We start from the raw sequence: 21,369 nt of genomic DNA, 5'->3' as shown, positions 1-21,369 counted from the left end.
GATGACCCGCATCCCCGCCTGGGCCGATGTCGTGCTTGTGCCGCTCTTCTCGCTGCTGCTGGCGGCGCTCTTCTCGGCCATCGTGATCCTGGCCATCGGCGAGAACCCCTGGGAGGCGCTGAAGCTGATGGTCACTGGCGCCGTGGGTTCCACCTACGGCTGGGGCTACACGCTCTATTACGCGACGAACTTCATCTTCACCGGCCTCGCCGTGGGCGTGGCCAACCATGCGCGGCTCTTCAACATTGGCGCCGAGGGCCAGGCCGGGCTCGGCGGGCTCGGCGTCGCGCTGGCCTGCCTCTACCTGCCCTTCCCGCACTGGTCGGTGGCGCTTCTCGTCGCGATCTGCGCCGGGGCGCTCTTCGGGGCCGCCTGGGCGGCGATCCCGGCCTTCCTGCAGGCGCGGCGGGGCAGCCACATCGTCATCACGACGATCATGTTCAACTTCATCGCCAATGCGCTGCTGGTCTATCTGCTCGTCAACGTGCTGAAGCCCATGGGCTCTTCCGAGCCGGCCACCGGGCTCTTCCCCGAGACCGCGCATCTGCCGGACTTCCGCACGATGTTCTCGAGCGAAGAGACCATCCGCTTCCGCGGCACGCCGGCGAATGTCAGCTTCTTCGTGGCGCTCGCCGCCTGCGTCGGCGTCTGGGCGCTGATCTGGCGGACGCGGCTCGGCTACCAGATCCGCGCCTTCGGCTTTTCCGAGAGCGGCGCCAAATACGCGGGCATCAGTCCCACGAAGATCATCATGGTGACCATGCTGATCTCCGGCGGGCTTGCGGGCTGCATGGCGATCAACAACGTCATGGGCTACAGCGAGCGGCTCGTGCTGAACGCCGTCGAGGGCGCCGGCTTCATCGGCATCGCCGTGGCGCTGATGGGGCGGTCGCATCCGTTCGGCATCTTCCTCGCCGCGCTGCTTTTCGGCTTCCTCTACCAGGGCGGCGCAGAGCTGGCGCTCTGGACCTCGATCCCCCGCGAGATGATCGTTGTCATCCAGGCGCTGGTGATCCTCTTCACCGGGGCGCTCGACAACATGGTGCGGATGCCGATCGAGAAGATCTGGATGGCCCTGCGCCGCCCGCCGAAGCCCGAGACGAAACTGGAGCCGGCAGAATGAGCGATCTCGTCCAGCACCTGCCGCTCTTCGCCGCGGCCTATGCGATCCTCGTCGTCGCGGCCGCGAGCCCGGGGCCGGCGGTGGCGCTGCTGCTCGGCATCGGCCTGGGGCAGGGGCGGCGCGCGGCGCTGCTGACGGCCACCGGCATCGCCTGCGGATCGGTCGTCATCAACGCGGCGACCATGGTGGGCGTCGGCCTCCTCCTTGCCGAGGCGGCCTGGGCGATGACGCTGCTGCGCCTCCTCGGCGCCGGCTACCTGCTCTGGCTGGCCTGGGGCGCCTTCCGCAAGGCGCGCTCCGGTGCCGCCGTGCCGGAGGCCGCGCCGCAGCCGATCCGCAGCGCGGGGGCGCTCTGGTCGACGGGCTTCCTTCTGCAGGTCACCAATCCCAAGGCCATCGTCTTCTGGCTGGCCATCGCCGCCGTCGGCGCGACGGCCGGTGGCGGGGCCCTGACCCATGCCGCCTTCCTCGCCGGGGCCTTCGCGATCTCCTTCGTGATCCACGGCGCCTGGGCGCTGGCGCTGTCGTCCAGCCCGGTGCGCGTGCTCTACGGCCGTTTCCGCCGGCGGATCGAGGGCGCGCTCGGCGCCTTCTTCGCCTTCGCCGCCCTCAAGATGGCCCTGGCCCGGAGCTGAGCTTATGGACCTCCTGACACTCCTGACGGTGCTCGACGCCACGGTGCGGCTCGCGACGCCCCTGCTCCTCGCCTGCCTCGCCGGGCTCTTCTCGGAGCGGGCGGGGATCTTCGACATCGGGCTCGAGGGCAAGATGCTGGGCGGGGCCTTCCTCGCCGCCGCGATCGCCGCCATCACCGGATCGGTCTGGATCGGCCTTCTCGCCGGCATCGGCGCCTCGCTGCTGCTCTCGGCGATCCACGGGCTCGCCTCGATCACCTTCCGCGGCAATCAGCTCATCTCGGGCGTCGCCATCAACTTCTTCGCCCAAGGCCTGACGGTCGTCATCGCGCAGAGCTGGTTCGGCCAGGGCGGGCGGACGCCGCAGCTCGGCACCGGCTCGCGCTTTGCCTCCATCACCCTTCCGGGGGCCGAGGCGCTGCGGGACGTGCCGGTGATCGGGCCGATCTATTACGAGCTGATCTCGGGCCATACGATCCTCGTCTATATCGCCTTCCTCATCGTGCCGCTCTCCTGGTGGGTGCTCTACCGGACGCGCTACGGCCTGCGCCTGCGCGCCGTCGGCGAGAACCCGGCGGCGGTCGATACCGCCGGCATCTCCGTCCGCGGCCTGCGCTACTCGGCCATCGTCATCTGCGGCGTGCTCACCGGCATCGCCGGCGCCCAGCTCGCCACCGCCGAGCCGGCGGCCGGCTTCATCAAGGACATGACCGCCGGGCGGGGCTATATCGCCCTCGCCGCGCTCATTTTCGCCAAATGGCGGCCCTGGTATGCGCTGATGGCCTGCCTGCTCTTCGGCTTTTTGCAGGCGCTGGAGCTGCGGCCGGACGTCATCCAGGCGGTGATCGGCATGCGGGTGCAGGGCCAGTTCCTCTCGGCGCTGCCCTATATCATGACGGTCGTCATCCTCGCCGGCTTCGTCGGCAAGGCGATCCCGCCCCGCGCCGGGGGCGAGCCCTATGTGAAGGAGCGCTGAGGGGCGGACCCCCTCGCGCCGCAAGGAAGAACCCCATCCATGAACCTGCCCGCCAGCGCCATTTCGCAACCCGCCAAGGACCTCGCCGCCCAGATCCGCCGCCAGATCGGCGGGCGGGAGGGCGTGCGCATCGGGCTCGTCCTCGGCTCCGGCCTCGGCCATCTGGCGGAGGCCGTCGACGGCCCGCGGATCCCCTATTCCGAGCTGCCGGGCTTTCCCCATGCCGGGGTCTCGGGCCATGTGCCCGAGCTGGTGATTGGCACGCTGGAAGGCATGCGCGTCGCCGTGCTCGGCGGGCGGGCGCATTACTACGAGAAGGGCGATCCCAGGGCGATGCGCCTGCCGCTCGAGGTGCTGACGGCGCTCGGCGCGAAGACGCTGGTGCTGACGAATGCCGCCGGCTCGCTTAGGCCCGACATGCCGACGGGCTCGATCATGGCGCTCAACGACCATATCAACTTCTCGGGCCTCAATCCGCTGATCGGCGAGCCGAGCGACGCGCGGTTCGTGCCGATGACGGATGCTTATGATCCGGCGCTTCGCGTCGCGCTGTTCGAGGCGGCGCGGAAGACGGGGACGGAGATGCACCGCGGCACCTATGCTTGGTATTCCGGCCCCTCCTTCGAGACGCCGGCGGAGATCAAGGCGATCCGCACGCTCGGCGCCGATGCCGTCGGCATGTCGACGGTGCCCGAGGTGATCCTCGCGCGGTTCCTCGGCCTGAAGGTGGCGGCAATTTCTGCCATCACCAACATGGCCGCGGGCATGAGCGACGAGAAGATCAGCCACGAGCACACGAAGGCCATGGCGCCGGTCGGGGCGGCGAAGCTCGAGACCGTGCTGCGCGCGGCGCTGCCGGCGCTCGGCTAGGGCTCTGCTCACCGGCCCTGCCGGGCCGTTTCGCGCCATCAGCCGCGTTGCAGCTTCACGGCCTCCTGCCGGGCGAGGCGGATCACATGGGCGACGTAAGGTAGCCCCGCCTCCTCCTCCCGCACCGCGGCATAGAGCCGGCGGGTGAGGCCGCCCTTTGTGACCGGCTTGGTCACGAGGTCGCTCGAGCCCTTGAGCTGGCGCACGACCCAGTCTGGCAGCACCGCGACGCCGCGGCCGGAGGCGACCAGAAGCAGGATCATCGCCGTCAGCTCCACCTGCCGCACGGCGGCGGGCTCGACCTTTGCGGGCGTCAGGAGCTGGCTGAAGATGTCGAGCCGGGCGCGATCCACCGGATAGGTGATCAGCGTCTCGCCGCGGAAATCCTCCGCCTCGACGAAGCTCTTGGACGCCAGCGGATGCCCGGCGGCGCAGAGGAAGACCGGCTCGTAATCGAAGAGCGGCGCGAACTCGACGCCGGGGAGCACCTCGGGATCGGAGGAGACGACGAGGTCGACCTCCTCCCGCCGGAGCGCCGGCAGCGCCTCGAAGGCGAGCCCGGGGCGGATGTCGACGTCCACGTCGGGCCAGGTTTTGCGGAACGCTTCCAGGACCGGCAGCAGCCATTCGAAACAGGCATGGCACTCGATGGCGATATGGAGCCGCCCGGCCTTGCCGGAGACGAGGCCGGCGAATTCCTCCTCGAGGGCCGCCATGCGGGGCAGGATGTCCTCGGCCGCGGCGAGGAGCTTCATGCCGGCCGCGGAGAGCCGGAGCGGCTTCGAGCGCCGCACGAAGAGCTCGACCCCCGCCTGATCCTCGATCCCCTTGATCTGATGGGATAGCGCGCTCTGCGTCATGCCGAGCTGATCGGCCGCCCGGGCGAGCCCGCCCGTCTGGTGGATGGCGCGGATGGTGCGCAGGTGACGGAACTCGATATGCATCGCCATGAACACGGCTCATGATTGTGGTGAAAGTTATGAGTTTGTCTCACGGACGCCGGGCTGGCACAAGGAGCCGTTCCCGAATGGAGTCCTGCCTCATGCCGCGTATCAGTTTCGAATTCTTCCCGCCGAAGAACATCGAGGGTTCGTTTCGCCTATGGCATTGCGTGCAGGTGCTTCAGCCGCTGGCGCCAGATTTCGTCTCCGTGACGTACGGCGCCGGCGGCACCACCCGGCAGCTCACCCATGAAGCGGTGACGGCGATCCACCGCACCACGGGCCTGCGCGCCGCCGCGCACCTGACCTGCGTCGAGGCGAGCCGGGAGGAGACGCTGGCGGTGGCGGAGGCCTATGCCGAGGCCGGCATCACCGACATCGTGGCCCTCAGAGGCGACCCGCCGAAGGGCTCCGGTGCCTTCCGGCCGCATCCCGAGGGCTTCGGCTCCTCCGTCGAGCTGATCGAGGCGCTGGCGGAAACCGGGCGCTTCCGGCTGCGGGTCGGCGCCTATCCCGAGGCGCATCCCGAGGCGGCGAGCGGCGCGGCCGACATCGACTGGCTGAAGCGCAAGCTCGATGCCGGGGCCGACGAGGCGATCACGCAGTTCTTCTTCGAGGCGGAGACCTTCTTCCGCTTTCGCGATGCCTGCGCGGCGGCGGGGATCGACAAGCCCATCGTGCCCGGCATCCTGCCGGTGGAGAACTGGTCCGGCGCCCGCCGCTTCGCCGCCGCCTGCGGGGCGCATATCCCCGATGACATTGCCCGCGCCTTCGAAAATGCCGAGGCCGCGGGGGCGAGCGATCTGCTGGCGACCGCGCTGGCGACGGAGCTCTGCGAGGCGCTGGTCGCCGGCGGCGCGGAGGCGCTGCATTTCTACACGCTCAACAAGCCCGAGATGAGCCGCGACATCTGTCACGCGCTCGGCCTCGTGCCCCGGCCTGCACTCCAGCAGGTTGCCTGAGGGCCCGGCCGTCTCCGCGCCGCCACGGGAGGAGGGCGCGGGGACGGGTGAGGCCCAAAATTCTTCTACGAAGAATTTTGGGTGGGGCGCGACCGGGGGCAAAATTCTTCTGCGAAGAATTTTGGGGCTCCTGCGGCGGCGTCTGTCCAGGTTGAGATTGGGGACCGGGGGGCTGTCTGCCCCCCGTCGCCTTTGGCGACTCCCCCCGGAGGATGCCCGGGAGCAAAGACATGGGTGAGTGGGGACGTGGCGGGGCCGGAGGGCGGGCGGCCGGGGCCGCGTCTGGCGGAGGCTCAGCCCTTGCGACGGAAGGGGGTCATGGCCGTGCGGCCGATCAGCCAGAGATCCATCCAGATCGTGCGGTTCTTCTGGTAGATCAGATCGAGCCGCGCCTTTCGGGGGATGCAGCGCGTCCGGTAGACGCGGTCCGATTCCGGCGGCGTCTTGCAGGCGGCGAGGAGCTTTTCCTCCGTCGGGTAGTAGACGATCGTCGCGAGGCCGGTGATGCCGGGGCGGCTTTTCAGGACCTCGCCGTAGATCTCGGGAAAGCTCTCGACATATTTGCGCAGCGGCGGGCGCGGCCCGACCAGCGAGATGTCGCCGCGGATCACGTTCCACAATTGCGGCAGCTCGTCGATCCTTGTGCGGCGGACGAAGCGCTGCAGCTTCGAGATGCGCCGCGCCTTGTCACCGCCGGTCACGCCTTCGGCGCTCTTGGGATCGGTGCGCATGGTGCGCATCTTGATGAGCCGGAAGCTCTGCGTCGGCGTCCGCATCCGCTCGGAGATGAAGAAGAGCGGCCGGCCCTCGGCGAGCAGCAGCACCAACGCGAAGACCAGCATCACCGGCCAGAGCAGCGCGAAGAGCAGGAGCGCGAAGACGATGTCCATCAGCCGCTTGGCGGGGGTGACGGGGCGCGGATCGCGGGAGCGGCTGCGGGAGGCAGGGCGGCGCCAGAGCTCGAGGCCGCGGCTGCGATCGACAGGAAGCGCGGCCTCCGAAACTTGCGACATTGACGCGCTTTCCCTCACTTCCGGGTCTTGGTGCGGCGCCGGCCGACCCCCAAGAAGCCCCCGGAGCGGTCTGGCAGCCAAGCCTGTTTGGACTTGGCTATCCGATCGGCGCCGTCTTGTCAGCCCCGGAAGCGCCGCGCCGCCGCAACCAGCCGTAATGTGCCCGTAAGGAAACAGGCAAGCCCGAAGGCCCAGGCCATCGGCGCGAAGATGGGCGGAAAGAGGATGATGAGCGTGAAGAAGGCCAGCGTCTCGCCGCCCTCGAGGAGGCCGTTCGAGTAGTAGAGCGTCTTCTCGCCCTGGGCCGAGGTCTGAAGCCCCCGGCGCTCGGCGAGGACGGCATAGCCGAGGAAGGTGGCGCCGTTGAAATAGAAGCTGGCGAGGAGGAAGGCGCCGGCGGCGCCACGGCCCGAGGGGTCGGCGAGGACGAAGCCGAGCGGCACGGCGCCGTAGAAGAGGAAATCCGCCGAGATGTCGAGATAGCCGCCGAGCGCCGTCTTTCGGTCCGCCGCCCGGGCGATGGCGCCGTCGAGCCCGTCGGCGAGGCATCGGGCGGCGAAGGGGATCAGCGCCAGCGCCTCGAGCCCGAGAGCGATGAGCGCGGCGGAGATCAGACCGGCGGCGAGGCCGGCGCCGGTCATGGCATTCGCCGTCCAGCCGGCGGCGGCGAGGCGGCGGCCGGCGCGGCCCAGGGGCGGGTCGATCAGGCGGCGGAGGGCGGCGTCGAACATGTCCTTGGCCTTCGGGGGGCGGCACCCGCCCTCATAAGCGCAAAGCCCGCCCGGGCGACAGGGGCTGCCGCGAAATCGCGCAAACCTACCGGGCGGGGGGCATCAGGGCGCCCCCCGGCCCGCCCCGGGCTTGCCCTGCGGGCGGGCTCCGGGCCAAGGATCGGGGGATGGATGCGGACAAGATCGACAGGCAGGCACGGCGGATCCTGCGCGGCAACGACCGGGGCGGCTACACGGTGCCGACCGCCGGGCTCTATCCCTACCAGTGGAACTGGGACAGCTGCTTCGCCGCCTGGGGCTTCTCGACCTTCGACGTGAAGCGCGCCTGGTTCGAGATCCACACGCTCTTCACCGGCCAGTGGGACAACGGCATGGTCCCGCACATCATCTTCCACAAGCGGGCGGACGGGTACTTCCCGGGGCCCGATGTCTGGCAGGTGCCGCGGGTGCCGCATACCTCGGGCATCACCCAGCCGCCGGTGGCGGCGACGCTGATCCGCTCGGTCTACGAGGCCGACAAGCATTACGGCCGGGTGCATATGGAGCTGGTCTACGGCCGGCTCGTTTCCTGGCACCGCTGGTTCATGACCCACCGGGTGGAGGAGGGCATGGTCGCCATCACCCACCCTTGGGAATCGGGGCGCGACAATGCGGCCGACTGGGACGCGGCGCTGGAGAATGTCGACGGCTCGAATGTCGGCGAGTACACGCGCTGCGACACGGCGCATGTCGATGCCGCGATGCGGCCCTCGAAGGAGGATTGCGACCGCTATCTCGCCATCGTCCAGTTCAGCCGGGGCGCGAACTGGGACGAGGCGGTGATCGCGAAGGACGGCCCTTTCCGCGTGGCGGATGTGGGCATGACCTTCATGCTTCTGCGCGCCTGCCGCGACCTTCTGCACATCGCCGCCGAGCTCGACCATTACACGGGCGAGATCGAGGGCTGGATCAAGGTGCTGGAGGCCGGGGTGGCCCGGCACTGGAACCCCGAGGGCTTCTACGATTCGCTCGATCTGCGGACGGGTGCGTTCTCCGGCGCGCCGGGCTCGGCCTCCTTCCTCGCCTGGTATGCGGGGGTGGAGAACGAGGGGCTCCTGCAACTCCTGACCGATATCCTCGACCGGACGGCCTTCGGCGTCGCCTCGCTCGACCCGCGGCGGCGGCGCTTCGATGCGCTGCGTTACTGGCGGGGGCCGATCTGGGCGGTGCTGAACGCCATGATCGGCCTGGGGCTGGCGGAGATGGGGCATACCTTGCTGGCAGCGAAGCTGAGGCGCGACACCCAGCGGCTGATCGCCGAGCACGGGTTCTACGAATATTTCTCGCCCCTCGACGGGGCGCCGGCGGGCGGCAAGTCCTTCACCTGGACGGCGGCGATCTGGCTGGCCTGGGCCGGGCCGCATGCGCGGGGGCGGCTTTAGGGGGGTGGGGTGGCACCCCGCCGCTGTCCCATCAACCGGGCAAACCGGTGCCGCGCGGGGCGAGCGCCGGCCCGTGGGTTGGCGCTCCTGCCGGTGAGACGGCGCGCTTTATGGTGCAACCGATCCCCCGTCCAGAGGCCGGGCCAGGCCTCACCGGAGCGCCGACCCGCGGGACGGGCCGGCGCTCGCCCTGCGCCGTTCCGGCGCGTATCGGGCGGGGGCACCGTTCGGACGTTCCGACGAACAAGACGAGGGAGACCCCTCACGACACGCCAAGGTGGGTTGAAAACCCACCCTAAGCCAGGGGGCCAGGCGGGGCCTCACCCCACCGCCCCTCACCGCCGGGGCACGAAGCTCGTCACGGCGAAGATCACTGACGACAGGCAGACGATGCTCGGCCCCGCCGGCGTGTCGAGGAGGAAGGCGACCCAGAGCCCGCCGAGCGCCGAGGTCACGCCGATCGCCGCCGCCACGGCGGCCATCGCCTCCGGCGTCCGCGCCAGGGGCCGGGCCGCCGCCGCCGGGATCACCAGCAAGGCACTGATGAGGAGTGCGCCCACGACCTTCAGTGCCACGGCCACCACGACGGCGAGCGCGAGGACGAGCACCAGCTCCTCCCGCCGCGGGTCGATGCCCGCCGCGCGGGCGAGGTCGTCTCCCAGCGTTGCCGTCAGGAGCCGCCGCCAGCGCCAGGCGAGGAGCGCCACGACCGCCGCCGCGCTGCCCCAGATCACCGCGAGGTCTCCCCGCGTCACCGCGAGGATGTCGCCGAAGAGCCAGGCGGTGAGGTCTCCCCTCAGGCCCGGGGTCAGGGCCACCGCCACCAACCCGAAGGCCAGCGCCGCATGGCTGATGACGCCGATGGCGGCGTCGCTCGAATGGCCGCGGCGGCCGAGCCAGGCGACGAGCCCGCCCATCACCAGCGCCACCGCCAGCGCCCCCCAGACGACCGAGATCGAGAGCGCCAGCCCCAGCGCCACGCCCAGCACCGAGGCATGGGCCGTCGCATGGCCGAAATAGGCCATCCGCCGCCAGACGACGAAGCAGCCGAGCGGCGCCGTCACCAGCGCCACGCCGAGCCCCGCGAGGGCGGCGCGCATCAGGAAGCTGTCGAGCATCAGGCGGCCCCGTCCCCGTGTTCATGCATGTGGCCATGGGCGCCCCCGTGCCCGCCCTCATGCCCGTGGTCATGCTCGTGCCGGTAGAGCGCCAGCGCGCCGCCCGTGCCGGTGCCGAAGAGCGCCCGGTATTCCGGCGCGCTCGCCACATGCTCCGGCGCGCCCTCGCAGCAGACATGGCCATTGAGGCAGATCACCCGGTCGGTTGCGGCCATGACCACATGCAGGTCGTGGCTGACGAGGAGGATCCCGCAGCCGAGCCGCTGCCGCACCGTCTCGATCTGGCGGTAGAAGGCGGCGGCGCCCTGCTGGTCGAGCCCCTGCGTCGGCTCGTCGAGGATGAGGAGCTGCGGGCGCCCGATCAGCGCCCGGGCCAGCATCACGCGCTGGGCCTGCCCGCCCGAGAGCTCGGTCATCTGCCGCGCCGCCAGATGGGCGACGCCCGCCTCCTCCAGCGCCGCCGCGGCCTCCGCCCGGCCGACCGGCGCGGGGAGGGAGAGGAAGCGGCGGGCGGTCATCGGCAGCGCCGGCTCGATATGCAGCTTCTGCGGCACATAGCCGATGCGCAGGCCGGGCGCCCGCTCCACCACCCCCGTGTCGGGTTTCAGCGCGCCGATCACCAGCTTCAGCAGCGTCGTCTTGCCTGAGCCGTTGGGGCCGACCAGCGTCACGATCTCGCCGGCCTCGATGGCGAGCGTCACCCGCTCCAGCACCGGCTGGCCGCCCCGCGCGAGGCTGACGTCCCTGAGGGCGACGAGGCTCATGCCGACGCCTGACAGGCCGGGCAGAGCCCCTCGGCCTCCACCACCACGCGCTCGATCTCGAAGCCCGCCTCGCCCGCCACCTGCCCGAGCCGCCCGCGGGAGAGCTCGGCCGTCGCCTCCGCCACCGATTTGCAGCCCCGGCAGATGAGGAAGGCGGGCGTATGGGCCTCGTCCATATGGGTGCAGGCGATGAAGGCGTTCAGCCGCTCGATCCGGTGGGCAAAGCCGTGCTTCACGAGGAAATCGAGCGCCCGGTAGGCGACGGGGGGCTGGGCGGCGAGGCCCTCCTCGCGGAGCTGGTCCAGGATCTCGTAGGCGCCGAGCGCCCGGTGTTCGGCCAGCAGGATCTCCAGCACCCGCCGGCGGTGCGGCGTGAACTGCAGGCCCTCGGACAGGCAGGTCTCCTCCGCCTGGGCCACGCCCTCGCGGATGCAGCCGCGGTGATCATGCGTCTCGAAGCCGAGTGTCATTAGGCCCCCTTTCGAGGGGTTGATATAATGTAACAGCGGGGCTAACAAGTGCGCCGGATCGTTATAACATAACAGGACCTGCCATGCGCCTCCTCCCCTCCGCCCTCGCCCTGCTCGCCGCGCCCGCCCTGGCGGAGGTTCCCCAGGTGGCCACCGACATCGCGCCCGTCCAGTCGCTGGTGGCGCAGGTGATGGGGGAGCTCGGCGCGCCGGTGCAGGTGCTGCCCCCCGGTGCCAGTCCGCATGACCACGCGCTCCGCCCCTCCGAGGCGGCGGCGCTGGAGCGCGCGGATCTGGTGGTCTGGGTCGGGCCGGAGCTGACGCCCGGCCTCGGCCGGGCGCTGGACTCGCTCGGGGCTGGCGCGGTGTCGCTGCCGCTGCTCGCCGCCGAGGGCACCACGCTCAGGGCCTTCGCCGAGGAGGCGCATGAGGAGGGCCATGACGACGACCATGAGGAGGATCACGAGGAGCACGACGAGCACGAAGACCACGGCGCGCACGACGACGACGACGACCACGGGCACCACCACGAGGGCACCGACCCCCATGCCTGGCTGGCGCCGCAGAACGGCGCGGTCTGGCTCGAGGCCATCGCCGACAGCCTCTCCGCCCTCGACCCCGAAAACGAGGCGACCTACCGCGCCAATGCCGCCGCCGGTGCCGCCGCCATCGCGGAGGCCACCGAGGTGGCCCGTGCCCGGCTCGCCCCGGTGGCGGGCGCGCGCTTCGTCACCTTCCACGATGCCTATGGCTATTACACCGAGGCCTTCGCCCTCGCCGATGCCGGCGCGATCTCGCTCGGCGACGGCGCGGCGCCCGGGCCGGCGCGTCTGGCGGCGCTCCGGGCGGAGGTGACGGAGGGCGGCATCGCCTGCGTCTTCACCGAGCCCGCCTTCGACCCTGGCCTCGCCGAGACCCTGCTCGACGGAACGGAGGCCGGCACCGCCGTGCTCGACCCGCTCGGCGGCGATCTGGAGCCGGGCGCGGGGCTCTATCCGGCGCTGATCCTCGACCTGGCGGAGGGGATAGCCGGCTGCCTGGAGGGCTGACGGGCGGCGCCGGGCCGCGGAAATCGTGCGATTTCCGTGCACGAATTCCGATACGGAATTCGTGGCATCCGGGCGCCACGGCGCCGCGCAGGGCGAGCGCCGGCCCGGGGGGTGGCGCTCCTGCCGGTGAGACGGCGCGCTTTATGGTGCAACTCCGTCCTCGCTCCGAGCTCATGCCAAGCCTCACCAGAGCGCCAGCCCGCGGGACGGGCCGGCGCTCGCCCTGCGCCTTCGGCGCGTTCCGGGCGGGGGCACAGCACATGCGTTGCGCCACGGTGGGTTGTAAACCCACCCTACGCCTTGCAAGTCCCGTCCGCGTACCCCCCAGCCCCCCGGCGCGCCGTAGACTCCCCGCCACCGCCCCGCTACCTCTTCCCCCATGCGCCACCTCGCCGCCCTTCTGCTTCTCGCCGCTTGCGCCGCTCCGCCGGAGCTGCCAGGCCCCGCGCCCGATCTGTCACAGCTTCCGGCCACCGAGCTCACGCCGCTCGGCCCGCTTCTCGCCGAGGCCGACGCGCCGCCGGCCGCGGACCCGGGCCCCGGGCTCTCCGCCGAGGCCGCCGCGCTCGCCGCCCGTGCCGCCGCGATCCGCGCCCGGCGCGCCGATGCCGCCGCGCTGGCCGTTGAACCGCAGCCCCCGACGCGATAACCCGCTCCGGCAGCTGCTCGCGAGGATGACATGACCGCCCCCTTCCGCATCGCCATCGCCGGTCTCGGCACCGTCGGCATCGGGCTGGTCCGCATCCTGCAGACGCATCCCGAAATGATCGCCGCCCGCGCCGGGCGCCCCGTCGAGATCGCCGCCGTCTCTGCCCGGTCGAAGGACAAGGACCGTGGCGCCGATCTCTCCGCCTACGCCTGGGAGGACGATCCGGTCGCGCTGGCCAAGCGCCCCGACATCGACCTCTTCGTCGAGGTCATGGGCGGCCATGAGGGCGCCGCGCGGGAGGCGACGGAGGCCGCGCTCAAGGCCGGCCACCATGTGGTGACCGCGAACAAGGCGCTCCTTGCCCATCACGGCAATGCCATCGCCGCGGCGGCGGAGGAGGCCGGCGTCGCGCTGCGCTTCGAGGCGGCCGTCGCGGGCGGTATCCCGGTCATCAAGGCGCTGACGGAGGGGCTCGCCGGCAACGAGATTCGCCGTGTCCTCGGGGTCATGAACGGCACCTGCAACTACATCCTCACCAAGATGGAGGAGACGGGGCAGGGCTATAATGCCCTCTTCGAGGAATGCGCCCGGCTCGGCTATCTCGAGGCCGATCCGAACCTCGATGTCGGCGGCATCGACGCCGGCCACAAGCTCAGCCTCCTCGCCGCCATCGCCTTCGGCACCGCCGTCGATTTCGATGCGGTGGAGCTCGAGGGCATCCAGTCGATCACGCTGGAGGACATCCGCCAGGCGGCGGATATGGGCTACAAGATCAAGCTTCTCGGCGTCGCGCAGATGACCGGCCGGGGGCTCGAGCAGCGCATGTCGCCCTGCCTGGTGCCCGACACCTCGCCGCTCGGCCAGTTGGACGGCGGCACCAACATGGTGGTGATCGAGGGCGATGCCGTGGGGCAGATCGTGCTCCGGGGCGCTGGCGCGGGGGCCGGGCCTACCGCCTCGGCCGTGCTCGGCGACATCATTGACGTGGCGCGCGGCTTCCGCCTGCCGGCCTTCGGGCAGCCGGCCGCCTCGCTCAGGAAGGTGCGGGCCGCCCGCGCCGCGGTGCCGGCACCCTACTACCTGCGCATGGCGCTGGCCGACAAGCCGGGGGCGCTCGCCAAGATCGCCGCCTGCCTCGGCGAGGCCGGCATCTCGATCGACCGGATGCGCCAGTACGGCCATCAGGAGGGCGTGGCGCCCGTGCTGATCGTCACCCACAAGACGACCCGCAGTGCGCTCGACGAGGCCGTGGCCGCCTTCTCGGATACCGGGGTTCTGGAAGGCACGCCGGTCGCGATCCGCATCGAGAACGTCTGACGTCGGAGCGCGGAAACCATGTGGTTTCCGCCCGCGAGTTCCTCAGGGCTCAGAGGGCCCGGTCGATCCGCGTCGAGAGATGGATGAGCGATTCCAGCGTCACCACGCCGTCGATCTCGCCGATCTCGTCGAGCGCCTCGTCGAGCTTCAGCGGCGTCGCCACCCGGAGCTGGCAGCAGAAGTCGAACCGCCCCGCCGTGGTGAAGACCCGCTCCACCGCCGTCAGCTTCCTGAGGCCCGTCAGCACGGCGCCCTGGGCGGCGGGGGTGATGGCGATCAGCACGGTCGCATGAATCTCCCCCGGCAGCGCCCCGTCGCCGAGGCGGAGCGTGTAGCCGGCGATGACGCCCTGCCGCTCCAGCCGGTCGAGCCGGGCCTGCACGGTGGTGCGCGCAAGGCCGAGCTTCTTGGCGAGCGCGGCGACGGGCAGCCGGGCGTTTTCCGCCAGAACGGCGATCAGGGCGCGGTCTTTGTCATCAAGATTGGTCATTGCGCCGACATTAACGGCGAAGCGCCGAGAATCGGAAGCGATTCGAGCAGGCAGACGCGTCGATCTGGCGGCGATTAGCCATATGTTAACCGCCATCGCCGAACAGGCAGGCAGCGAGGAAAGAGGCAGATGCTCGAGCGGACGATTCTGGCCGACAGGCCGCAGGACTGGCTGATGTCGCGCGGCGGCGAGCAACCGGTGCAGTTCTTCTGCCCCGCGGCGCTCGAGGCCAAGCACCGCGCCTTCCGCGAGGGCTTCCCCGGCGAGGTGACCTTCGCCGTGAAGTCCAACCCGGCGGAAAGCGTCATCACCCAGCTTCATGCCGGTGGCATGGCGGCCTTCGACGTCGCCTCCCCGGCCGAGATCGCGCTCGTCAGCCGCCTCGCGCCCGGCGCCAAGCTCCATTACCACAATCCCGTCCGCAGCCCCGGTGAGATCGCCATGGCCCGCGAGGCCGGCGTCGCCTCCTATGCCGTCGACCGGCCGGGCGAGCTCGACAAGCTGCTCGCCGCCGACCTGCCGCGCGAGGCCGAGTTCGCCGTCCGGCTCGACCTGCCCGTCGAGGGCGCCGCCTATGCCTTCTCGGCCAAGTTCGGCGCGGGGCCGGATGTGGCGGCGAAGCTCTTGCGCCGCGCTGCCGCCGAGGGGCGTCGCGTGTCGATCACCTTCCACGTGGGCACGCAATGCGACGAGCCCTCCGCTTGGGCCGCCTATCTGGAGGAGGCCGCGCGGCTGGTGGAGGAAACCGGCATCCGCCTCGCCTCCGTCAATGTCGGCGGTGGCTTCCCTTCGGCCCGGAATGGCACGCCGGTCGACCTGGCGCCGATCTTCGCCACCATCGCGGAGTTCGCGCCGCGCTTCCCCGGTGCCCGGCTCGTCTGCGAGCCCGGCCGCGGCCTCGTCGCCGATGCTTTCGCCTATGCCGTGCGCATCAAGTCGCTCGACCTCGGCGATGCCATCCTGAACGACGGCATCTACGGCGGGCTCAGCGAATTCCCGCATCTCGGCCTCTCCGCCTTCGAGGTCATCCCGCATGACGGGCGCGAGATGAGCGATACCGGCGCGCAGCACCGGCTTTGGGGCCCCACCTGCGACAGCCTCGACCGGCTGCCCGGCGAGCCCGACCTGCCCGCCGATGTGGAAGAGGGCGACTGGCTCCTGTTCTCGGCCATGGGGGCCTATCTCTTCGGGGTGAACACCGCCTTCAACGGCTATGGCACCTGGGACGAGGTGAGCGTCGCGTCTTTGACCTGAGATCCGCCGCGGCGAGCGCTGGACAAGCGCCGCCGCGAGGATAGGCTGCCTCCCGAAGCGCCGGCCCCCTGCCGGCCCGCCAACCGGAGGCCCGACAATGGAAAAATTCGGCAAGAGCCAGCCCGTCGCCCGCGTCGAGGACCAGCGCTTCCTGACCGGCAAGGGCCGCTACGTCGATGACATCGCGCCCGAAGGCACGCTCTATGCCGCCTTCCTGCGCGCGCCCGTCGGGCACGGCCAGATCACCGAGCTCGATACCTCGATGGCGGAAGAGGCGGAGGGCGTCGCGCTGGTCATGACCGCCGACAGCTACACCGCCGCCGGCTTCACCAATGCCATGGATTTCGACCTCCTCGAGCTCGACGAGGGCGAGGCCGCCGCGCCGCGCCGCCCGGTGCTCGCCGAGGATCGCGTGCGCTTCATCGGCGAGGTGGTGGCCGTCGTCGTCGCCGACAGCCCCGCCGCCGCCCGCGATGCGGTCGAGATGATCTCGCTCGATGTCGAGGACCTGCCCGTCTGGGTCGGCCAGACCCAAGGCGGCGAGGCGATCCACCCCGAGGCGCCGGACAACCTGGCCTATGACTGGTCGCTCGGCGACGAGGCGGCGGTCGAGGCGGCGCTCGCCGGCTCCGCGCAAGTGGTGACGGTCGAGATCCCCGACAACCGCGTCACCGCCGCCCCGATGGAGCCGCGTGGCTGCTTCGCCGAGCCGATGGGCGAGGGCCGGATGCATCTTTGCGTCAACGGCCAGGGCGTCTGGGGCACGCGCGACGAGGTGGCCGGCTGCCTCGGTATCGAGACGGAGGTGCTGCGCGTCACCAATCCCGATGTCGGCGGCGGCTTCGGCATGAAGGCGAACACCTATCCCGAATATATCTGCGTCGCGGCGGCCACGAAGCTCCTCGGCCGGCCGGTGCACTGGATGTCCGACCGGTCGGAGGCCTTCCTGGCCGACAATGGCGGGCGTGACCTCGTCTCGACCGCCACGCTGGGCTTCGACGAGGGCGGCAAGATCACCGCCTACAAGGTCGAGACCGTCTCGAACCTCGGCGCCTACAACGCCAGCTACGGGCAGTTCATCCAGTCGGAGCTCTTCGCCAAGGTCATGCCCGGTACCTATGACATTGCCCACGCGCTACTGAAGGTGAAGGGCATCTACACCAACTCCGCCCCCGTCGAGGCCTATCGCGGCGCCGGCCGGCCGGAGGCGATCTTCGTTCTCGAGCACGCCATGGGCCATGCCGCCCGGCGGCTCGGCATCGACCCGCTCGAGCTCCGCCGCCGCAACTTCATCGCGCCCGACAAGTTCCCCTACACCTCCGCCACCGGCGTCACCTACGACATCGGCAATTTCGCCAAGGTCCTTACCCGGGCCGAGGCGGAGGCGGATATCGCCGGCTTCGCGGGCCGGCGCGCAGAATCCGAGAAGGCCGGGAAACTCCGGGGCCTCGGGCTTTGTTATTACATCGAGTCTATCCTCGGCGACAAAAAGGAGTTCGCCACCGTGGTCTTCGGCGAGAGCGACGTCGAGCTGCATGTCGGCACCCAGTCGAACGGACAGGGGCATGAGACGGTATTCGCCAAGTTCCTGTCTGACCAGACGGGCATCCCGATGGCGAAGATCCGCGTCATCCAGGGCGACAGCGACGTGATCTCCTGGGGCGGCGGCACGGGCGGCTCGCGCTCCGTCACCATGCAGAACACCGCGACGCTCGCGGCGCGCGACGGCATCGTGGAGAGCTTCGCCGCTTTCCTCGCCGAGCGCGAGGGCGTGGATGCGGGCGATGTCTCCTTCGATGACGAACGCTTCCGCGTGGCGGGCTCGAACCTCTCGCCCACCATGCTCGAGGTGGCCGAGCTGGCCCGCGAGGCCGGGCGCGACGATCTTCTGAAGCAGACCCACAAAGGCCAGCTCAAGAGCATGTCCTTCCCCAATGGCGCGCATCTGACCGAGATCGAGATCGACCCCGAGACCGGGGTGGTCGAGGTCGTCCGCTACACCGTCACCGACGATTTCGGCGTGCTCATCAACCCGATGCTGGCCGAGGGGCAGGTGCATGGTGGCGTGGCGCAGGGGCTCGGCCAGGCGCTCCGCGAGCGGATGGTCTACGATGCCGACGGCCAGCTCCTCAGCGCCTCCTTCATGGATTACGCCATGCCGCGCGCCGAGGATCTGCCGATGATCGCCTTCCACCACGAGGGCACGCCGTCGACCAACAATGCCATGGGCATGAAGGGCTGCGGCGAGGCCGGCACGGTCGGCGCGCTGGCGGCGATTTCCAACGCGGTGCTGGATGCGCTCTGGCCGCTCGGCGTGCGCGACATCGCCATGCCCTTCACGCCGGAAAAGGTCTGGCGGGCGATCGAGGAGAGAAGGGTTGCCGCTGCTTGATGGCCTGCGCCGGATCTTCCAACGCGGCGCCCGCACCGCCGAGACGCGCAGCCCCGGCCGCGTCGCCCAGGGCGTGCGCGCACGGACCTGCCATGTCATCGTGCTCGACGGCACGCTTTCCTCGCTGCGCGAGGGGCGCGAGACCCATGCCGGCATCACCTTCAAGCTGATCCGCGAGGCGGTGGCGGGCGCCGGTGCCTCCGCCGCCGTCACCGCCTGGTATTCCGCCGGCATCCAGTGGCCGACCTGGCGCTCCACCTGGGATGTGCTGACGGGCCGCGGCATCGAGCGGCAGATCGCCCGGGCCTATGGCGTGCTGGCCAGCCGCTTCCGCCCCGGCGACCGCATCGTGCTCGTCGGCTTCTCGCGCGGCGGTTTCGCCATCCGCTCGCTTGCGGGGATGATCGGCAGCGTCGGGCTCCTGCGGATGGACGCCGCCAATGTGCGCAACATCCGCCAGGCCTTCCGCCATTATCGCGCCGGCGCGTCGAGCGAGGCGGCGGCGGCCTTCCGCGCGCATCATTGCCACGAGAGCGTGCAGATCGAGGCGCTGGCCGCCTGGGATTGCGTGAAGGCTCTGGGCACGGGGCTGCCGGGGCTCCGCAGCGCCGCGGGCGATCCGCAGGCCTATCACCGCGTCGGGCTCGCCCCGCATATCCGCAACGCCTGGCACGCGCTGGCGCTGGACGAGACCCGCGAGGCCTTTCACCCCGTGCTCTTCCCCGAGGATCCGGCGTGGCAGGGGCATCTGGAGCAGATGTGGTTCCGCGGCACGCATGGCGACATCGGCGGTCAGCTCGACGGGTTCGACGCCGCGCGGCCGCTCGCCAATATCCCGCTCCTGTGGATGCTCGAGAAGCTGGCGCATCACGGCGTTCCCCTGCCGGAGGGCTATGAGGCGCGCTTTCCGACGGATCCGGCGGCGCCCTCGCTCGGCACCTGGCAGGGGTGGAGCAAGCTGCTCCTCCACCGGCGCCGCCGCGTGGCCCTCACCGGCCCCTCGGAGCATCTGCACCCGACCGCCCATGCGGTGCCTGCGCCGCCCGGCCGCCGCGCCCGCGCTCCGGCCGGCCTCGTGGCGCCGCCGGGCGAATAGCGCGCCAGGGCGGCACCCCTCCGCTATCCGGGCAGCACCCAGAGCGCCGCCGGCGGCAGATGCAGCTCGACCCGCGCCCCGGGGGCCAGCCCCGCCGCCTCCGCCGGGGGCCAGAGCGCGACGAGCCGCTGGCCGGCGGCGTCCAGCGTCAAGCGGGTGGCCGTGCCGAGATATTCGGCCTCGAGGAGCCGCGCCGTCACCCCGTTTTCCCCCGGCCCGGGGCGGATCGACTCCGGCCGGATCGCCAGCGTGACGGGGCCCTCCGCCGGGGCGGCGAGGGTCAGGGGGCCGAGCGGCGTCTCGGCCGTCTGGCCCGTCGCGGTGCCGGTCAGGAACGTCTCGATCCCGAAGAACCGCGCGACCTCGCGGGTGGCGGGGCGGGCATAGATCTCTTCCGGCGGGCCGGCCTGTGCGATGCGCCCGCCCAATGTCAGCGCGACGCGGGAGGCAAGCGCCGCCGCCTCCGCCTGGTCGTGGGTGACGACGAGCATGGTCGTGCCGGTCTCGCGCTGCAGCGCCCGGATGAGCGCGCGCATCTCGGCGCGGAGCCCGGCATCGAGGCTCGAGAGCGGCTCGTCGAGCAGAAGCACCTCCGGCGCCAGCACCAGCGCCCGCGCCAGCGCCGCCCGCTGCGCCTGCCCCCCCGAGAGCTCCGCCGGGTGCCGCGCCCCCAGCCCGGCGAGGCCGGTGCGCTCGAGCATAAGGTCCACCTTGCGGGCGATCTCCTCCGCCGGGCGGCGGCGCATCCTCAGCCCGAAGCCGACATTCTCTGCCAGCGTCATGCGGGGGAAGAGATGGGGCGACTGGAAGACCATCACCGCGCCGCGCCGCTCGGGCGGCGTGTCGGTGACGTCCCGCCCGCCGATCAGCACCTGCCCCCGATCCGGCGCCAGCAGCCCGGCGGCGGTGCGCAGGGCGGTGCTCTTGCCGGAGCCCGAGGGGCCGAGGAGGGCGGTGAGCTCCCCTGCCTCTGCGGTGAGCGAGAAGCTCTCGAGCACTTTCGTGCCCCCGTAGGCGAGCGCGATCTCCCTCAGCTCCAGCCCGCTCATGCCGGCCTCGGCAGGGCGCGGGTGATCGTGCGCGAAGCGCCCATGAGCACGATCAGCCCCGGCGCCAGATAGACGAGCCCGAGGACGCCGGCGATGTCGCTCCGCCCCGAGCCGAGAAAGGCGAAGAGGAGGAGCGGCAGGGTCTGCACCTGCCCGGCCCCCGCGACCAGCGTCGGCGCATACTGGCTCCACGAGACGAGGAAGCCGAGCGCCCAGGCGGCGGCGAGGCCCGGGGCGAGGGCGGGGAGCGTGATGCGCGTGAAGGCGGCGGCGGGCGAGGCGCCGAGCGAGCGGGCCGCGGCCTCCTCCTCCTGGTCGAGCCCGGCGAAGAGCGCGGTGAGGAGGAGCGTCGCATAGGGCAGGACGGGGATCAGGTGGACGAGCGTCACCCCGGCGATCGTGCCGGTGAGCCCTGTCCGGGCGAGGACGCCCTGCAGCCCCATGGTCACGGCGAGGCCGGGGACGATGACGGGGGCGAGGAGCCCCATGAGCATCGCGCCGCGGCCGGGGAAGGCGCGCTGCCCGAGCGCCCGGGCGGCGGGCAGGGCCAGGGCCACGGCGGCAGTGGAGGCGAGGGCGGCGATCAGCGTCGTCGTCCCCAGCGCGGCGAGGAGCCCGCCGGTGGGCGAGAGCGCATAGCCCCAGGCGTCGAGGCTCCAGCCCTGCGGCAGGAGGCTCGGGAAGAACCACCCCCGGGCGAAAGCGTGAGGGAAGAACGGCAGGAGCGGCAGGAGGAGGAGCGCGGCGGCGAGCCAGATAAGAGCGGGCCTCATGGCGCGGCGTCCGGCGCGGGAGGCACGGGAGGGAGTGGGGGCCAGCCTCCACACAACCGCGGGTATCCGGAGAAAAGCGAGAGGGAGAGGGGGTGCCCGTCTCGGGGGGTGGGCGTGAGGGCCTGGGGGGTCTCCCCCGCGCCGGGGCGGCCTGCGGAGAGGCGCGAAGGGGAGGGCGGGCGGCGGGCGGAGGCAGGCACGGGGCGGCCGGGCGCGCGCTGTGCCGCCTCTATCGGAAGAGGATGCGCAGGGGAGGCCGGCCGGGCCTCTGCCGGG

The 21,369-nt window shown here is 71.2% G+C and carries 21 protein-coding genes; 12 read left to right on the top strand and 9 right to left on the bottom strand.

Annotated features, from left to right (window positions below):
- Position 1 precedes the first annotated feature (1 nt).
- From ACAZ03_RS14460 to ACAZ03_RS14445, 4 genes are read left to right on the top strand one after another with little or no spacing between them, the layout of a single operon-like run.
- Positions 2 to 1,123: an ABC transporter permease gene (locus tag ACAZ03_RS14460; RefSeq protein WP_373354679.1), complete on the top strand. Its 1,122-nt coding sequence runs from the start codon at positions 2 to 4 to the stop codon at positions 1,121 to 1,123.
- A complete protein-coding gene (locus ACAZ03_RS14455; protein WP_373354678.1) occupies positions 1,120 to 1,758 on the top strand; it encodes a LysE family translocator in 639 nt (212 codons plus the stop codon). Before ACAZ03_RS14460 ends, ACAZ03_RS14455 begins: the two co-directional genes overlap by 4 nt.
- Before the next feature lie 4 nt (positions 1,759 to 1,762).
- On the top strand, positions 1,763 to 2,734 hold the full coding sequence (locus ACAZ03_RS14450) for an ABC transporter permease (RefSeq protein WP_373354676.1): 972 nt from the start codon (positions 1,763 to 1,765) through the stop codon (positions 2,732 to 2,734).
- 39 nt (positions 2,735 to 2,773) lie between these two features.
- A complete protein-coding gene (locus ACAZ03_RS14445) occupies positions 2,774 to 3,604 on the top strand; it encodes a purine-nucleoside phosphorylase (RefSeq protein ID WP_373354674.1) in 831 nt (276 codons plus the stop codon).
- Positions 3,605 to 3,642: 38 nt separating this feature from the next.
- Here ACAZ03_RS14445 and ACAZ03_RS14440 read toward each other — a convergent pair whose 3' ends face one another.
- A complete protein-coding gene (locus ACAZ03_RS14440) occupies positions 3,643 to 4,548 on the bottom strand; it encodes a LysR family transcriptional regulator (RefSeq protein WP_373357087.1) in 906 nt (301 codons plus the stop codon).
- A gap of 98 nt (positions 4,549 to 4,646) precedes the next feature.
- Between ACAZ03_RS14440 and metF the strand changes: the two genes are divergently transcribed.
- On the top strand, positions 4,647 to 5,507 hold the full coding sequence (gene metF, locus ACAZ03_RS14435; protein ID WP_373354672.1) for a methylenetetrahydrofolate reductase [NAD(P)H]: 861 nt from the start codon (positions 4,647 to 4,649) through the stop codon (positions 5,505 to 5,507).
- Between the two features lie 293 nt (positions 5,508 to 5,800).
- On the opposite strand, the gene ACAZ03_RS14430 is transcribed toward metF, so the two are convergent.
- Together ACAZ03_RS14430 and ACAZ03_RS14425 are read right to left on the bottom strand one after the other, a co-directional pair.
- A complete protein-coding gene (locus ACAZ03_RS14430; RefSeq protein ID WP_373354671.1) occupies positions 5,801 to 6,520 on the bottom strand; it encodes a sugar transferase in 720 nt (239 codons plus the stop codon).
- 119 nt (positions 6,521 to 6,639) lie between these two features.
- Complete coding sequence (locus ACAZ03_RS14425) at positions 6,640 to 7,251, bottom strand: CDP-alcohol phosphatidyltransferase family protein (RefSeq protein ID WP_373354670.1); 612 nt, start codon at positions 7,249 to 7,251, stop codon at positions 6,640 to 6,642.
- Between the two features lie 167 nt (positions 7,252 to 7,418).
- On the opposite strand from ACAZ03_RS14425, the gene ACAZ03_RS14420 reads away from it, so the two are divergent.
- Complete coding sequence (locus tag ACAZ03_RS14420; protein ID WP_373354669.1) at positions 7,419 to 8,672, top strand: MGH1-like glycoside hydrolase domain-containing protein; 1,254 nt, start codon at positions 7,419 to 7,421, stop codon at positions 8,670 to 8,672.
- A gap of 335 nt (positions 8,673 to 9,007) precedes the next feature.
- Here the strand turns inward: ACAZ03_RS14420 and ACAZ03_RS14415 are convergent, their stop codons facing one another.
- Genes ACAZ03_RS14415 through ACAZ03_RS14405 form a run of 3 tightly spaced genes read right to left on the bottom strand, consistent with a single transcriptional unit; the run spans position 9,008 to position 11,024 of the window.
- Positions 9,008 to 9,790 carry a metal ABC transporter permease gene (locus ACAZ03_RS14415; RefSeq protein WP_373354667.1) on the bottom strand — a complete coding sequence of 261 codons (783 nt, stop codon included), beginning with the start codon at positions 9,788 to 9,790 and terminating at the stop codon, positions 9,008 to 9,010.
- Positions 9,790 to 10,554 carry an ATP-binding cassette domain-containing protein gene (locus ACAZ03_RS14410; protein WP_373354666.1) on the bottom strand — a complete coding sequence of 255 codons (765 nt, stop codon included), beginning with the start codon at positions 10,552 to 10,554 and terminating at the stop codon, positions 9,790 to 9,792. The genes ACAZ03_RS14415 and ACAZ03_RS14410 overlap by 1 nt, the downstream gene beginning before the upstream one ends.
- Positions 10,551 to 11,024 carry a transcriptional repressor gene (locus tag ACAZ03_RS14405; RefSeq protein WP_373354664.1) on the bottom strand — a complete coding sequence of 158 codons (474 nt, stop codon included), beginning with the start codon at positions 11,022 to 11,024 and terminating at the stop codon, positions 10,551 to 10,553. Before ACAZ03_RS14405 ends, ACAZ03_RS14410 begins: the two co-directional genes overlap by 4 nt.
- Positions 11,025 to 11,107: 83 nt before the next feature.
- Here ACAZ03_RS14405 and ACAZ03_RS14400 point away from each other — a divergent pair, with 83 nt between their 5' ends.
- The 3 genes from ACAZ03_RS14400 (at position 11,108) to ACAZ03_RS14390 (ending at position 14,039) form a co-directional block, all read left to right on the top strand.
- Positions 11,108 to 12,073 carry a zinc ABC transporter substrate-binding protein gene (locus tag ACAZ03_RS14400; protein ID WP_373354663.1) on the top strand — a complete coding sequence of 322 codons (966 nt, stop codon included), beginning with the start codon at positions 11,108 to 11,110 and terminating at the stop codon, positions 12,071 to 12,073.
- Positions 12,074 to 12,452: 379 nt separating this feature from the next.
- Positions 12,453 to 12,722, top strand: a complete 270-nt coding sequence (locus tag ACAZ03_RS14395; protein ID WP_373354661.1) for a hypothetical protein — start codon at positions 12,453 to 12,455, stop codon at positions 12,720 to 12,722.
- A 30-nt stretch (positions 12,723 to 12,752) separates the two neighbouring features.
- Positions 12,753 to 14,039 carry a homoserine dehydrogenase gene (locus ACAZ03_RS14390; protein WP_373354659.1) on the top strand — a complete coding sequence of 429 codons (1,287 nt, stop codon included), beginning with the start codon at positions 12,753 to 12,755 and terminating at the stop codon, positions 14,037 to 14,039.
- A gap of 49 nt (positions 14,040 to 14,088) precedes the next feature.
- On the opposite strand, the gene ACAZ03_RS14385 is transcribed toward ACAZ03_RS14390, so the two are convergent.
- On the bottom strand, positions 14,089 to 14,529 hold the full coding sequence (locus tag ACAZ03_RS14385; protein ID WP_373354657.1) for an Lrp/AsnC family transcriptional regulator: 441 nt from the start codon (positions 14,527 to 14,529) through the stop codon (positions 14,089 to 14,091).
- A 129-nt stretch (positions 14,530 to 14,658) separates the two neighbouring features.
- Here ACAZ03_RS14385 and ACAZ03_RS14380 point away from each other — a divergent pair, with 129 nt between their 5' ends.
- From ACAZ03_RS14380 to ACAZ03_RS14370, 3 genes are all read left to right on the top strand, one after another.
- On the top strand, positions 14,659 to 15,783 hold the full coding sequence (locus ACAZ03_RS14380; RefSeq protein ID WP_373354656.1) for a type III PLP-dependent enzyme: 1,125 nt from the start codon (positions 14,659 to 14,661) through the stop codon (positions 15,781 to 15,783).
- Between the two features lie 97 nt (positions 15,784 to 15,880).
- Entirely contained in the window at positions 15,881 to 18,175 is a 2,295-nt protein-coding gene (locus ACAZ03_RS14375; protein ID WP_373354654.1) for a xanthine dehydrogenase family protein molybdopterin-binding subunit, read from the top strand.
- Positions 18,162 to 19,271 (top strand): DUF2235 domain-containing protein, encoded by a 1,110-nt coding sequence (locus tag ACAZ03_RS14370; RefSeq protein WP_373354653.1) that lies wholly within the window; start codon positions 18,162 to 18,164, stop codon positions 19,269 to 19,271. The genes ACAZ03_RS14375 and ACAZ03_RS14370 overlap by 14 nt, the downstream gene beginning before the upstream one ends.
- Before the next feature lie 23 nt (positions 19,272 to 19,294).
- Here ACAZ03_RS14370 and ACAZ03_RS14365 read toward each other — a convergent pair whose 3' ends face one another.
- The gene (locus ACAZ03_RS14365) at positions 19,295 to 20,320 is read right to left on the bottom strand and encodes an ABC transporter ATP-binding protein (RefSeq protein WP_373354651.1); all 1,026 of its coding nucleotides are present in this window, start codon (positions 20,318 to 20,320) and stop codon (positions 19,295 to 19,297) included.
- Positions 20,317 to 21,093, bottom strand: coding sequence for an ABC transporter permease (locus ACAZ03_RS14360; protein WP_373354649.1), 777 nt, complete (start codon positions 21,091 to 21,093; stop codon positions 20,317 to 20,319). The genes ACAZ03_RS14365 and ACAZ03_RS14360 overlap by 4 nt, the downstream gene beginning before the upstream one ends.
- Positions 21,094 to 21,369 lie beyond the last annotated feature (276 nt).

This window comes from Pseudoroseicyclus sp. CXY001 (assembly GCF_041714655.1).
Classification (GTDB): Bacteria; Pseudomonadota; Alphaproteobacteria; order Rhodobacterales; family Rhodobacteraceae; genus Pseudoroseicyclus_A.
The sequence above is the reverse complement of the archived record's forward strand: the minus strand, read 5'-3'. Positions and strand labels throughout refer to the sequence as shown.